General features: G+C 55.1%; 12 protein-coding genes. 5 read left to right on the top strand and 7 right to left on the bottom strand.

The features are described from left to right. Positions 1-55: 55 nt before the first annotated feature. Both GS611_RS20230 and GS611_RS20225 read right to left on the bottom strand, forming a co-directional pair. Positions 56-757 (bottom strand): response regulator, encoded by a 702-nt coding sequence (locus GS611_RS20230; RefSeq protein WP_152459691.1) that lies wholly within the window; start codon positions 755-757, stop codon positions 56-58. Continuing rightward, on the bottom strand, positions 754-1266 hold the full coding sequence (locus GS611_RS20225) for a MarR family winged helix-turn-helix transcriptional regulator (RefSeq protein WP_171638426.1): 513 nt from the start codon (positions 1264-1266) through the stop codon (positions 754-756). Before GS611_RS20225 ends, GS611_RS20230 begins: the two co-directional genes overlap by 4 nt. 161 nt (positions 1267-1427) lie before the next feature. Here GS611_RS20225 and GS611_RS20220 point away from each other — a divergent pair, with 161 nt between their 5' ends. The 3 genes from GS611_RS20220 to GS611_RS20210 all read left to right on the top strand — a co-directional run bounded on the left by GS611_RS20220 (position 1428) and on the right by GS611_RS20210 (position 3829). Further along, positions 1428-2294, top strand: coding sequence for a branched-chain amino acid aminotransferase (locus GS611_RS20220; RefSeq protein WP_171638424.1), 867 nt, complete (start codon positions 1428-1430; stop codon positions 2292-2294). Between the two features lie 107 nt (positions 2295-2401). Beyond that, entirely contained in the window at positions 2402-3352 is a 951-nt protein-coding gene (locus GS611_RS20215) for an AraC family transcriptional regulator (RefSeq protein WP_171638422.1), read from the top strand. Positions 3353-3463: 111 nt separating this feature from the next. Beyond that, complete coding sequence (locus GS611_RS20210) at positions 3464-3829, top strand: hypothetical protein (protein WP_152459687.1); 366 nt, start codon at positions 3464-3466, stop codon at positions 3827-3829. 257 nt (positions 3830-4086) lie between these two features. Here the strand turns inward: GS611_RS20210 and GS611_RS20205 are convergent, their stop codons facing one another. From GS611_RS20205 to GS611_RS20185, 5 genes are all read right to left on the bottom strand, one after another. Beyond that, the gene (locus GS611_RS20205) at positions 4087-5388 is read right to left on the bottom strand and encodes an adenylate/guanylate cyclase domain-containing protein (protein WP_171638420.1); all 1302 of its coding nucleotides are present in this window, start codon (positions 5386-5388) and stop codon (positions 4087-4089) included. Between the two features lie 178 nt (positions 5389-5566). Then, positions 5567-6757, bottom strand: coding sequence for an acyl-CoA dehydratase activase-related protein (locus GS611_RS20200; protein ID WP_171638418.1), 1191 nt, complete (start codon positions 6755-6757; stop codon positions 5567-5569). After that, positions 6708-8843, bottom strand: coding sequence for a BadF/BadG/BcrA/BcrD ATPase family protein (locus GS611_RS21360; protein WP_171638416.1), 2136 nt, complete (start codon positions 8841-8843; stop codon positions 6708-6710). Before GS611_RS21360 ends, GS611_RS20200 begins: the two co-directional genes overlap by 50 nt. Beyond that, entirely contained in the window at positions 8840-10351 is a 1512-nt protein-coding gene (locus tag GS611_RS20190) for a hypothetical protein (protein ID WP_171638414.1), read from the bottom strand. Before GS611_RS20190 ends, GS611_RS21360 begins: the two co-directional genes overlap by 4 nt. 152 nt (positions 10352-10503) lie before the next feature. Continuing rightward, positions 10504-12171: a hypothetical protein gene (locus tag GS611_RS20185; protein ID WP_171638412.1), complete on the bottom strand. Its 1668-nt coding sequence runs from the start codon at positions 12169-12171 to the stop codon at positions 10504-10506. Positions 12172-12599: 428 nt separating this feature from the next. Between GS611_RS20185 and GS611_RS21045 the strand changes: the two genes are divergently transcribed. Further along, a complete protein-coding gene (locus GS611_RS21045; protein WP_216598358.1) occupies positions 12600-12791 on the top strand; it encodes a hypothetical protein in 192 nt (63 codons plus the stop codon). 51 nt (positions 12792-12842) lie between these two features. Beyond that, complete coding sequence (locus tag GS611_RS20175) at positions 12843-13280, top strand: hypothetical protein (RefSeq protein WP_171638410.1); 438 nt, start codon at positions 12843-12845, stop codon at positions 13278-13280. Positions 13281-13622 lie beyond the last annotated feature (342 nt).

Here is a 13622-nt window from a genome sequence, read left to right as displayed (position 1 = left end):
TCATCTGGCTACAAATATCCTCGCCGAAGGCCAAAAAACGCCGCGCAGCGGCATCTCAATCCGGCGCAAGCATATACCCCGCGCCCCGCACAGTCTGCAAATAGCGTGGCTGCTTGGGGTCCTGTTCGATTTTGCGTCGAAGGCGCGTGATTTGCACATCCACCGCGCGCTCCTGCGCCTGTCCCTTGTCGCGGCCCAGATCCTCGACCAGCTTGGCGCGGCTGATGGGCTCTCCGGGCTGGGCCGAGAATATCTTCATCAACTGGCTTTCGGTTGCGGTCAGACGGACCGGGTCTTCGCCCTGCCACATCTCACCGCGTTCAATGTCATAGCGGATGGGCCCGAGGTTCAGGATCTTCGCCGTGGTTTCTTCTGCCGGCGTTTCCGGCATCCGGCGCAGGATCGCATTGATCCGCAACAGCAGCTCTTTCGGCTCGAACGGTTTTGCCAGGTAATCATCCGCCCCGGCCTCGAGGCCCGCGATCCGGTGTTCCGTCTCGCCCTTTGCTGTCAGCAGCAGGATCGGTGTCGTATGCGTTTCCCGCAAAGCGCGGGTCAGACTGACACCATCCTCGCCCGGCATCATCACGTCCATGACGATCATGTCGAAATCCAACCCCGACAATACGCGCCGCGCGTGGGCCGCATCCCGTGCCGCAGTAACCAGAAACCCGTTTCGCATCAAAAACTTCTTGAGCAGATCACGAATGCGCTCGTCGTCGTCAACAATCAGCAGATGGGCATCCATATCGCTCATGTGGTCGTATCCCGAAGTTTCGTATAGGCATGACGCATATCAGCATCCATCATTGCTTCAAGCACTTTGCGAAATCCGGCCACGGCTTCGGGACCGGCATCCTTGTAGGCGGCGCGCATTCTTGCCCGCTGAGCATCCGACAACGTGGTTTCCAGCGACTGCCCCTTTTCTGTCAGAAATAGGTGGCGTTCGCGTTTGTCCACTGTACCCACGCGGCTTTCCACCAAACCATCCTCGATCAAGGTTCGCAAAACCCTGTTCAGAGACTGTTTTGTCACGCCAAGGATGGCCAACAAATTGTTGACCGTCGTGCCCGGCGCGCGGTTGATGAAGTGGATTGCCCGGTGGTGGGCGCGGCCATAGGCCATCTCTGCGAGGATGCGGTCGGGATCAGCCGTAAAGCCGCGATAGGCGAAGAACATGGCCTCGATCCCCTGCCTCAATTGCTCATCGGTCAAAAACAAAAGGCTCTCGCCCCCATAACGCGGGGCCGGACGGACGTCGGACATATCATGCCTCATTCGTTACTACCGGGGCCGAGTTTATGTCAGCGTTATTGACATTCCAAGAGTAGAGCGGTATCGAATTGCAGTTTTTGCGCAATATTGTGTCCGCACCGGACCTAAATCGCGCAACAATCGAAAACTCAACCCGGTTCAGGAGGTTTCGCATGGCGGGGTATGATGATCGTGATGGCACCATTTGGATGGATGGCAAGCTGGTGCCCTGGCGTGAGGCCAATGTGCACATTCTGACCCACGCAATGCACTATGCGTCATCGGTATTCGAAGGCGAGCGCGCATACAACGGTAAGATCTTCAAAAGCCGCGAACATTCCCAGCGTCTGATCGCCTCGGCCGAAGCGCTGGACATGCCGATGCCTTATTCGGTTGATGAAATCGAAGCTGCGAAGGAAGAAGCGCTGAAAGCCAGCGGTTTGCAGGACGCATATGTGCGGGCGTTGGTCTGGCGTGGCTCGGGCGAGGATATGGGCGTGGCCTCGGCGCGCAATCCGGTGCGCATGGCCATCGCAGTCTGGCCTTGGGGCGCCTATTACGGCGATGCCAAGTTGCAGGGCGCCAAGCTGGACATCGCCGAATGGAAACGCCCCAGCCCGGAAACCATCCCGGTCCATGCCAAGGCGGCGGGTCTTTACATGATTTGCACCATATCCAAGCACAAGGCCGAGGCCAAAGGATGCTCGGACGCATTGTTCATGGACTGGCGCGGTTATGTCGCCGAGGCCACCGGCGCAAACGTGTTTTTCGTCAAGGATGGCGAGGTGCACACCCCGCTGGCAGACTGCTTCCTGAACGGCATCACCCGCCAGACGGTGATCCAGATGTTGAAAGACAAGGGCATCACCGTGCATGAGCGCCGCATCAAGCCCGAAGAAATGGCTGACTTCGAACAGTGCTGGCTGACCGGCACCGCGGCCGAGGTCACGCCTGTCGGACAGATCGGCGAATATACATTCGAGGTCGGCGACCTGACCCGCCAAATCGCCGAAGATTACGAGAAACTGGTTCGCTCGTAAGACATTGCCCCCGCTTTGTCGGGGGCTTTTTGTTGCCAAACGTGCAATTTTTTGTGCAAACCGTTCGGCCATCTGGACGGATTGCACAGATTGCGTATCTTCGGCACATGTTGGACCTTCTCAGCGATATTCTCACCCGCCTTTCCTTGCGCGGCACGTTTTACTTCCGCACGTCATTCACTCCGCCCTTCGGAATTCAGGTGCCGGGGTTCGAAAACGTGGCGCGGTTTCATTTTGTGCAGCGTGGTGAGCTGAAGGTTCATGTCTCGACCACGGGCGAAACGCTGCGGTTGAGGCAGGGGGACCTGATCCTGATCCCCCACGGGGCGCCACACGCATTGCTCTGCGCCGAGGTCAAGCCGTTGGACGCATTGCCTCTGGAGCAGGTGCTGGAGCGCGCGGGCTACTCGGGCGAAGGCGTGCTGGTCTATGGCGGTGATGACGAGGAACGGGATACACAGCTGATCTGCGGTCATTTCTCTTTTTCCGGCCCGGCCGGCCGAAACGGCACCGGGCATATGCTGATCGACCGCCTGCCGCCCTATATCCTGATCGAGAATTATGGCGAAGAGGCCGGATCGTGGATGGAAGCCACCCTGCGCATGATCGGCTCTGAGGTTTCAGGCGCAAAAATCGGTGGCGACCTGATCGCGCTGAAACTGTCCGAGGCCCTGTTCGCACAGGCGATCCGGGCCTATCTGGAGCGTCAGAGCCCGCAGGATTCCGCATTGGCAGGATTTGCTGATCAGCGCATCTCGCGGGCCTTGACCGCGTTCCACCAGGCCCCGGCCAAGGACTGGAGCGTCGCGTCTTTGGCACGTGTGGCGGGTATGTCGCGCACTGCCTTTGCTCAGCGTTTTGCTGAAAAGATGGACACTACGCCGATGCAGTACCTCACGGATTGGCGGATGCAAATCGCGTGCCACGGCCTGACCGAGGCAAGATGGAACGTTGCAGATGCAGCGGCCGAGGTCGGGTATGCCTCCGAGGCGGCTTTCTCACGCGTGTTCAAGAAACAGGTTGGGTTGTCACCGGCTGCGTACCGGGCGATGCATTGATCCCCCAGGTTTTTTGAACGATCTGCATGGTATTAGAGACGATCAGGAATTCAGCGTTCGGCTTGGGCGTCCTACCTTCCCTTTATCATTGATTGAGAAAAGGAAGATCTGATGTCCCTGCGTTTCGTTACCCGCTCTGTCCATGCTTACCTCGACTACCCCGTCGCCATTGCCCTCATGACGTTGCCGTTCCTGTTGGGATTGGGCCAATCCAACCCCCTGGCCCTGTGGCTGTCGGTTGTCACCGGTGTTGCTGCGTTTGTTCTGACGGTACTGACGGATCACCACCTTGGGATTTGGCGGGTCCTTCCCTACAAGTTCCATCTGGCCGTAGACTTGATTGTCGGCATCACATTCCTGTTTGCACCCAGCGTCCTAGGGTTCTCAGGACTGGATGCGGTGTTTTATTGGCTGAACGGCGCGGCCGTGGTGCTTGTCATCTCGCTCAGCGCGCCCGAGCAGGAAGTTGCCGCATAAAACCGCTGACCACGGTTGTCCCAGTTTCACCGTAAAGCGCCAAGGTCCGAGCCGCCGGGGTTTTCATCCGGCGGCTCGTTTTTGAAAAAGCGGCCGGGCTTCAAAGGAATGCTCTCACTGTCACAACAGGCCATCCGGCTGCGGCTCGCAGCTGCCTCCGCGTGATCTGTTGTTTCAACTGACCCAGGTTCGCCCCATTCCAGTCACTGATTGAACCCGCACTGAAATTGGCACGTTTCACCGAGAAGATAAGGTTTTCAGCCTTTGATGAGCCGCTCGGACGAGTGTGACGTTGCAGGTTTGTCGTGGACCTTCAGCAGCCAATACGGTTGGATTTCGCCATTTCCCTTGATATTGATAACCTCTCGTCTCTCGCAATCTACATATTCGGCTATCTCGTCTCTTACTTCGGGTGAGATTTGAACGCGCCCGGGTTCTCCGGTGCTTTCCATTCTTGAGGCGATGTTGACTGTATCACCCCAAACGTCAAAAAACGGTTTGTCGCCGCCGATTACACCTGCGATTACCGGGCCTTTGTGAATTCCGACCCGCAGGGACACCTTTGGATGCAGTTTGTCTGTCACCTGCTCGACCGTCGCAATCATATCAATCGCCAACGCCGCCATGCGAACAGAATCCGGTTGCCTCTCTTTGACCGAGGGGTCCAAACCACCTGCAACCATGTAACTGTCACCGATGGTTTTGATTTTCTCCAGCTTGTAGCTCAAAACCAGTTCATCGAATGCTGAGAACACGGAGCCCAGCAATTTGACCGTCGCCCTTGCCCCATTGGCGGCCGCGAATTCAGAAAATCCAGACAAATCAGAAAACAGAATTGTGGCGTCATCAATTCTTTCAGCGATTAACCTGTCCGGGTGCGCTTTGATGCGCCTTGCAATGCGCGAAGGCAAAAGAACATTTATCAGCCGCTCGGAAACAGCAAATTCCCTTTCCAAAGCATCTTCGTATCGATCTATTGCGGCATTTGCAGAATAGGAGGTGAAAAAAAGCGCCGAGACGATTCCCAAAATCAATACAATGAAAATAACATCCTGAGGCTGCCTTACAAATCCGTCCCGATATGACTGCGCAATAATATCCCAAATCGTTTCGCCGGGCGGTATATGCAAAGGAACGACAAGCGATATGTAAATAAACAAAGCTGCGCTGAGGATCGTTATCAAAGTGATCCAGCGCCAATATGCGGCCCCCAGAAAATAAAAAAGCAAGGGCGGGCCAACAAGCAAGACCAGATGATCTTCACCGTTTTTGCCGACACTGATGTCATGGGCCAGAAACAGGAATAACCACACTGTAAAATAAGCGACTTTGACCTCAAGGCCGAAGCGATCCAACGTCATCGTCAAAAGTGCCGCGAAGCCAAGACCAAAGTTTACCCATGCGAGATATCTCCAGTCTGGTCCAAGTTGGAACTGGTAGAAAGCTGTGAAACCGAACCCAAGCGACGCAATAAAGGCTGCAACGTTAACAACTTGCATTTTTCGTCTTATTTTTCCATCGTCGATCGGATTTTCAGAGTCCACAATGTGTTTCAGCAAAGCATCGCCCCCGCGCCAGCTCTATGCAAAATATCCCTCAAATCCCTTTCTTAGTCGATAAGCCCCAGGTTGTTTGTTCAGAAGCTACTTTCGCGTCGCGACGCCAACACAGCCTGAACCGCTTTTGGCCTCGCGCCCGCAAACGGGTGCCGTACTGCCCTGAAAATCGGCCGTTGGATCAAGTTGGCAACAACAATTCAGGTGGTGCTGTTTTCAGAGCCTCCAGTTTGCTCTGAATGATATTCGGCGATTTCTGTTCCAGATAGTAAGCAATGGTTTCCACGCGAATTCGGACAGAGCCGGCAGGTTTCGTCTCATCGAGATCCTGAAAAACAAAGAAAAGCGTTCCAAGCGCTTCGGTAATTTCCTGGACTGGTGAATAAGTCGGCTGGTCCATTCCGCATTCATAGCTTGAAAACCGGATTGAACAGGTTATCCACGGCATAATAGATCCATAGCGTGCAGCCCAAAGAAGTTCGTTGGTGTTTGCACTGTGAGACGTTTTCCAAATATCCGAAATGTCAAAAGGGCTTTGAATTCGGCCAGCTTTGATCAGATCGCCGTATAACCAATCCAGTATCTCTGCGTCCAATGGCAGGTACTGACCCCAGAGGATCGGATAACCAAAGGCCTGCAACTCACTTTCAATGGCGTGGCCAATTCCGGTGTCCATGTGGTAGGGGCGGCCCAAGGCTAGGATGCAAGGCCGATGTTGCGTGGCGCACTCGGACAGTACCGCCAGACTTTGCCGCCGCAGACTCTGATCAAACTCTTGAAGGGCGTCATAAGCTTTGGCAACCGCAGCGCGCAGTTCAGCCAAGCGCAAGTCGGTGATTACGCCCTTCAGGGCATCGTACAGCTGCCGGGTCGCAATTTGTGGGTCTGCCAAGGATACGGCGGGCGAAAGATAATGTACGCCCACTTCCTTGAACACGTCCTTTTCCCGCCGAAATCCGGCTCGTGTACTTTCGGGGCCGGCAATAACGCGCGGGCAGGCCATGTTTTCCCGGACATGACCCCGCAAAAAGGATGGGACAGTCAGGATTATGGGAACGAACAGGATATCAATGGGGCGCTTTTGCCCGTCCAGCAATTCACCATAATGGCCGGACATGCACTTGACGGGGTAACAGCAATCAACAGCACCACGCCCTTTTCCGAATTTCAGCTGTTGTGCTTCTGATGTGTCCGACGAATAGACGATATTGCGGCGATTGATTCCCAGTTCAACGAACAATGTCGTCCAAAACCTGTGCGTCGACCACTGGTTCAGGACCCGAGGGATGCCGATCCGAAAATCCCGCTTGGGTGGTTTGGACTTAGCGAAAGGCGCCTTCGCGAACGCTTTCTGCAATATTTGGATTGGCATTCGCTTCCTCGTCGATTTGCTTTTTTCGCGCTTTCATCTCGGCTGCGTCTTCAATCAACCCTTTCGAGCAAGAATTGCCGGTAATCACCCGCTCCCACCCTTCCGCCAGAGGAACCTTGCTGTTTGCCCGGCCACGACCGCCGGGGATCTGAACATCCACAAAGGCCCGGCTACAGTTCATCGCACACCACTTGCAGGTGGTTTTGCTGTTGGTTGTACTGACATATTCCAACTCTTCGATGCGGTCGTGCCCGACGAAGCGGGACGTTTGCCCGGTGTTCACATGTTCGAGCGCCAGAAGGGCGGCGCCCAAAGCGCCAGCCTCGCCAGCATGAGGGTGCACGGTAATTTCCGCGTCAGGAATTTTACCCCTGATGAAATCGATCTGGGCTTTGACGACGGCCAGGTTTCGATGTGTTCCACCTTGCAGGACAAACTTCCTGCCGATGGCCTTGAGGTTCTGAAACTGCCCGGCATAGACCCAAACATTCAGGGGCAGGACCGCAGCAAGGCTTGCCATGATTTCTTCTGCCGCCCACCCTTTGCGTTGCTGGTTCACGATGTCGGACTGAAGGAACACGCCGCACCCCATCATCAGTTTCGGCATCCGCTTGGCGCTGAAGGCTTTTTCGGCGTAATCCTCAAGCCGGACATCATAGCGTTCGGCAACGCCTTGAAGAAACGCCCCATTGCCGGAAGAACATTGGGAATTGAGCCGAAAATCGACGACCGCTTTCTGCCGCAACAGCATGATTTTGACATCGGTCCCACCGACGTCGCATATCGCGTCTGCGTCGGGATGTATGTGCATGGCTGCAGCCGCATGTGCGACCGTCTCAACCACTGGCACGTCCGCCCCCAAAATATCCTTCAGCAGATCTTTCCCGTACCCCGTCAGGCCAAGAGCGCCGATATCCTCGATCCCTGCATCGCGCAACTTGCGGAAAACGGACTTGGCGTCTTCGATCGGGTTTCCCTGACTATGCTGATAAACCGAAGCCTTAATTTCAGCGTCGCAGTCCAACGCCACCGCCTTGACCGTAGTGCTGCCGAAATCGCACCCGACATAATATGTCTCGGCCACAACGGGCTGGGGCATCTGGATCACTGGTTGCGTAAAATCCTCCAGGAACCGGACGAGTTCACCGTTCCGGGCCAAGGCCTCTTGCCCGGTCTTGGCCTTTTCACCGTGTTGGCCTGTTTCCACCCACCATTTCAGGCCATCCGTGCCGGAATAGGCCCGGGATACATTTTCTTCCCGACGAGATATCTCGACGCAACCAAGGCTTGCATAGTACAAGGCATCGCCGGGAACCAGGATTGCATCGGTGACGCTCTGTCCTGCTTCCAATACGACATTGCGCTCGTCCCAGAGCGCGGCCAAATGGCTTGCCCATGCCTGCTGAAGACCTTGAAAGAACATGTTCGGCCCACCCAGCAAAAGCACTGATGGTGTGGGGGTGTTGCCTTTTGTCAAAGTCGCCAGATTCTGCCGCACGACTGCGTCAAACAAGCTTGCGATGATTTCGGTCTTGGGAACTCCGGCCTTGACCAGACTGTTTGCGTCCGTCTCTGCAAAGATCCCACATTTGGCGCTGATCCGATGAAGGGTTTGTCCATCGAATGGCAGAGTGGTCAGCTCGTCCGGGGAGATGTTCAGTTTTCGTGCGGACTTTTCGATAAAGGTGCCCGTACCGCCGCTGCACGCTGATTGCATATAGACCTGCTTGGCCTTGCCTGCGGTAGTTGGCGTGAAGAACAACGTCTTCATGTCTTCACCGCCAATTTCAGACACGAAATGCACATCCGGATGCAACGCTTCGACTGCGGCCGCGACGGCGACAACTTCCTGGATTTGCCGCGCGTTCACATGATTTGCCAGTGTCCCAGCCCCGGATCCCGTAAACGTGACGACATCGCGACCGGCGGTCAGGCCGGCCTCCAGCTCCATTTGCGACAACAGTTCAAGGGTTTTCTCGGCCTGGCGTGTTTTGTGACGACCATAGGCTTTCCAGATGACTTCGCCATCTTCTACCACGACGCCTTTTACAGTTGTCGATCCGATATCTATCCCCGCGTATTTCACAACGTGGCATTTCCCAGCTCAAGCACGACATTGGATGCGGTGCCCACGGCGCCACGATGGGGAACTTTCCAAAACGGCGTGTTGACCTTGGGATGCTCTTTGGCGCGCTTTCTGGCCTCGTCCGCAGTCAACCCGGCAGCGGCAAGAGCAGATTCAAATTCCTCCTGCGCGCGGATCTTGGCGTCTGCCAGCACCATCTGGCACCGCGACAAAGCGTGTACGTCACTGTCCCCTTTTACCTCGATTGGGGCATACAGCATATCGGGATACCGGCCCTGTACGGCCGCCATTGCGCCGATGCTCATTGTGTTGGGAAGGCATCCATAGGGCGACAGCTCGCAAATCATATGTGCTTTTCGCTGGGTATGCGCCCAGATCGCCTTGGCGATCAGCAAATCACCCTCACCCCCGTTGATCATGTTGTCAAAAAACGGAGCCGCCAATTTGCCCAGCTTGTCCTGATCGGGCATCGGACGCGGAACACTCCCCAGCATCCGGCGCATCTGATCGTATTTGAACCTGAAAAAGCGCTGCCCAAGTTTCAACAGAACATAATTCTGACGCGCTTTTTCTTTTATCCCGAAACCCAGCTCCAGCTTTTGTCCGCCATACCGCATCAGGTAGTCGAACCATACGACCATCGGCGCCGGCTGAACTTCGGCGCCTTCGCCTTCAAGCCAGTTATGCATATTGTAGTTTTGCACCCCTTCGGCGGTGGCCAGATAGAACTCGCCGGTAATCTTGACCATCGGCTTGACCCTCAAGCGATCAAGCTGGATGTCTTCAAAATGGCCGCGCGCACGCCTCATGGCCTTCAGAAAGCGTCTGGTCGTCGCATGCCACAGGACTGATCCCCATTTCGGCATGTGTTTCGGCCTGCTCAACATGACGTCGTATATCTCGGAAACCGCCTTCTGAGCCGCCCGGTCGGTCGCTCCTTGCTCTAGCTCATAGGGTCGCAGCTGGTATTCCAGATCCTGAATGGCATCCGCAGCCATCATGCCCAAGGCCGTGCTCAGCAGCAGGTGAATGTCAGTCTGCAAACCGGCGTCTTTGCCTTTCGACTGATCGATTTCATGCTGCTGAACCAGGAACATCCTGAACGCCTCGAGCCCCAGGTTCTTCAGCGCAAGCTCATAGCTTTGGTGATATTGACCGAAACGGCAGGCTCCGCAGGCCCCGGCGGTCACATAAACATATTTTTCGGCCACTTCGTCAGCCCCGATGGCCTCGGCTTCGTTTCTGAGGAAACTCGACAAGTTGCCCGTCGTGAAAGCTGTGGGGCAGCACTGTCCGACATCCGCCAGTTCACGTCCCAGGTACAAGTCTTCAACTGTCACATCAGGCAGGCGCTGCGCATTGTAGCCCGCGCTTTTGAACAGGCCTTCCAGCAGTTTTTCGGCGCGCCACGTAACCCCACCAAACAACAGGGTGACATCCTTGCGCTGATCCGCAGTAAAAGGACGAGGTTCGTAAGCCCTATAAGACTCTTCCAAAATACGACTCATAAAAATACCCCCCAACCAACATAACATGTATTTACAATGCACAATATATTATTCAGAGATCGCCTCAGGTATTGGGAGTCCGTGTGAAACAGGACCATCGGAAATTCAGGTTGTCATGGACGCCGGTCAGGCACTCTCAGCCTGGAAATCCATCAAATACCCAGGAATTTTTTTGCATTTCCTTCAAAGAAGTTAGGTGCACAAGGACTGATCTGTGGATCGCTGAAGAACTTGTCAAATTCGATCAGGTATTCACGGGTTCTGCCGACCATCAGGGGCATCGCCCAATCCGTTCCAAAACACACTTTGTCCCGGAAATGGTGCGGTGCGTTCTTGGTTCTCTTGGCCACTAGTACTGATTTCAATCGCTGAAATATCTTTGGCTTGAGCTTTGAATCCAGAATTCCCAAAAAATGACCCAAGCCAAGATAGACATTGTCGAATTCCTCAACCAAGCGAATAGCACGATAGGCAAATGTTTGGTCAAAATTGTTGGTTGCTGCCCATCCCATCCAATCTACTTCTTTTGCGCCACCACCATGAGCCAGGAACAACCAAAGGTCCTGGGCATTGTGGGTCTCCATCGCGTGCTTCCACAACTCTGGATCGGAATAGACGCCGTAACCTTTCTCCACCTCAAACCCCATCGGGCTGCAATGGGCAAACAAACGCAGGTTGTGGCTGGAGAAATGGCGAATGATGTCACCCATCTTGGCCTGTGCCATCGGGTAGGGCGCAGGATTCTGCGCTTTTTCTTTGTACTTGTCCAGACTTCGCCCAGGGGCGACCGGGGTCTGGTAGCCGCGCATATCGATCGGCCGGATCCCCAAGGGCGGATAGATTTTGTATCCCGTTATCCCTAGTGCAACGCCTGAATCGACAATCTGTTTCCAGTTCCCGCCTCGAAACGGGTCAACTGCCCCAAAATTGATCAATTCATTCGGGTTCTCAGCTGCGAGTGACTGCATCCGGTCCATTTGTTCGGTGAAGTCATAATACGGCGGTAGGAATCCGGGCATCCAAAATTCCTTGAGCTTGTCGAAGGCACGGCGCATATCCAGCAGGATACCCACGAAAAGGCTGGCTTCCGGGTCGCTCGGCTGACCATTCTTCTTGAAATCCCTCTTGAGCGCTTTGAACCGGTTTCGCTCGGACAAGGTCATGATGACAAAGAATTCAAGAAACTGAAAGATAATGCCGATTTGACCGATTGGAATGTCGACGGCACGAAAGCCGGCATCAGATCCAGGTTTGTACACCTCACCCGACGGCAAGTGTGCAGCTTCATGAAAGAAATCGCTTTCTACCGCTTTTTGACCAGCGGTCCTGAAGGCCTCGGCCAGAAAACGGTCCAGCAAATCAGGGTCCGTGCCACTGTCTCCAAAGACGGACCTTTCAGAAATTCTGTCGCCGCCCACAAGCTGAACACCTATTGGGAGGTCACCCGCCCTTGAATAGTTGATATCACGGTCAATATCGTTCAGGGCTCGGATCAGCTCCTCTATGTCCTTCCAATCTTGGTGGCTGGGGTTGGGTGTCGATTGATACTCTCTGATTTTCTCGCGAACTGGATGTGCAATGGCCCGCATAAGCCGGTCCACATCGTGATCGAGCAACGCGTCGATCAAATCGTCCTGGTCAGGTTCTTCCGTCGCGAGTTTGCTGAAGTCACTCATGCGGGTCAAACGAACCGCCAGAAAGGCCAACCCAAGCGAAAACCAATACAGTGAAGTGAACGAGTAGAAGATACTGTGCAACGGCAAATATCGCGCCGTGAACAGGTGGGTGTGCATGTCAATAAAGGTGTTTTTGTCAGTCATATTTTTGGCTCCACGAAATAAAATTCAGCCGGGAATTTTCTGTTTTCGCATGACTTTGCTGTCAAAAACCGGAAATGGCTTTTGGCCTTAATCTGCTGAGTTTAAGGTTTTTCGAAAATTTTTGCAATTTTCAGCCCCGGCAACCCGCTTCACCAAATCCAAGTTGAGCAGGGCATTTTGCTGTCAGTCCATGTGAGGTGTTGGCAGAGTTCTCAACACCTTTACCGCATCCGGCCATCGCCGATTGGTCCGCTATCGCATGGGAGATGTAGAAGCGTTCGAGATCGCGCGTCTTCAGGAGGTGGTTACAAATGACTGGTAACTGGAAGCCCATCGAATTTGCGACCATTGCTGCACTGGCCCGGATCAATCTGCAAGTTTTACTGGCCTAATGGTTGCCAGATGGCCGGATCATTGGGCGCGAATGGGTGGCGCCGAATCCCACCCGCGCAGATCGGTCGCGGGGTTCGTTTCGGATCAATCTCGACAGCGGACTGTGGGCAGACTTCGCGACGGGTGAAAAAGGCGGGGATGCCATCAGCCTTTTTGCCTATCTGAACGAGGTGCAGCAAGGTCAGGCCGCACGTGCGCTGGCTCGGCGCCTAGGGGTGCAGGCATGAGCGCGCTGCCCAACCTTCGCCACCCGACAGCCGGTGTCGCTGATACCCAGCATGTTTATCCCAGCAGAACGGGTGCGCCCGCTGGAAGGGGTGGCTCGGTTCGAAGGCGAGACCTACCCCGTGTCCAGCCGCTTCGCCTCCATCGGGCGCACGGTCTATCTCGACCTTGGCAACACCGATTGGCGGGCTGTGGCGATCACGTCCGAGGGCTGGCAGGTGGTCAGCCACCCGCCCGCGCGGTTTCGGCGCTCACCAGCCATGCAGGCGCTGCCAGTGCCGGAACGGCATGAGAATGGCATCGAGTTGCTGCGCGGTTTTCTGAATGTGGACAGCGAAGATGATTTCCGCATGTTGGTGGCATGGGTTCTGGGATGTTTCCACCCCAAAGGCCCCTACCCTATCCTGATCCTGTCAGGCGAACAGGGCAGCGCCAAAAGCACCACTGCACAAACGCTGCGCGACCTGATCGGCCTGGCCCAGCCCCCGTAGCACGCCCAATTCCGAACAGGATTTGGTGATCGCCTCCATGCACAACCATGTTCTGAGCTTTGATTATCTCTCAACCATCCGCCCGATGATGGCGGACGCCTTCTGTCGGATCGCCACCGGCGGCGGGTTTGGCACCCGCAAGTTGCACACCGACAGCGACGAGGTTCTGTTCAACGCCACTCGGCCTTGCCTGTTGAACGGGCTTGCTTCCACAGTGTTTCCAGCGGGGTTGGCACAAATTGCAACACCGCCTTGAGGCGGTGCGTAACATACTGTTTTATGTAGGTAATATTGGTTGCGGGAGTAGGATTTGAACCTACGACCTTCAGGTTATGAGCCTGA

Source organism: Ruegeria sp. HKCCD6119, assembly GCF_013110585.1.
Taxonomy (GTDB): domain Bacteria; phylum Pseudomonadota; class Alphaproteobacteria; order Rhodobacterales; family Rhodobacteraceae; genus Ruegeria.
Note: the sequence above shows the minus strand (reverse complement) of the source record. Positions and strands in the feature narration are given on the sequence as shown.

Coding starts and splice junctions, on each gene's coding strand:
- GS611_RS20190 (WP_171638414.1), bottom strand. CDS start 10,351: ATGAGTCGTATTTTGGAAGAGTCTTATAGGGCTTACGAACCTCGTCCT.
- GS611_RS20200 (WP_171638418.1), bottom strand. CDS start 6,757: ATGCCAATCCAAATATTGCAGAAAGCGTTCGCGAAGGCGCCTTTCGCT.
- GS611_RS20185 (WP_171638412.1), bottom strand. CDS start 12,171: ATGACTGACAAAAACACCTTTATTGACATGCACACCCACCTGTTCACG.
- GS611_RS20225 (WP_171638426.1), bottom strand. CDS start 1,266: ATGTCCGACGTCCGTCCGGCCCCGCGTTATGGGGGCGAGAGCCTTTTG.
- GS611_RS20215 (WP_171638422.1), top strand. CDS start 2,402: ATGTTGGACCTTCTCAGCGATATTCTCACCCGCCTTTCCTTGCGCGGC.
- GS611_RS20230 (WP_152459691.1), bottom strand. CDS start 757: ATGAGCGATATGGATGCCCATCTGCTGATTGTTGACGACGACGAGCGC.
- GS611_RS20220 (WP_171638424.1), top strand. CDS start 1,428: ATGGCGGGGTATGATGATCGTGATGGCACCATTTGGATGGATGGCAAG.
- GS611_RS20210 (WP_152459687.1), top strand. CDS start 3,464: ATGTCCCTGCGTTTCGTTACCCGCTCTGTCCATGCTTACCTCGACTAC.
- GS611_RS20175 (WP_171638410.1), top strand. CDS start 12,843: ATGTTTATCCCAGCAGAACGGGTGCGCCCGCTGGAAGGGGTGGCTCGG.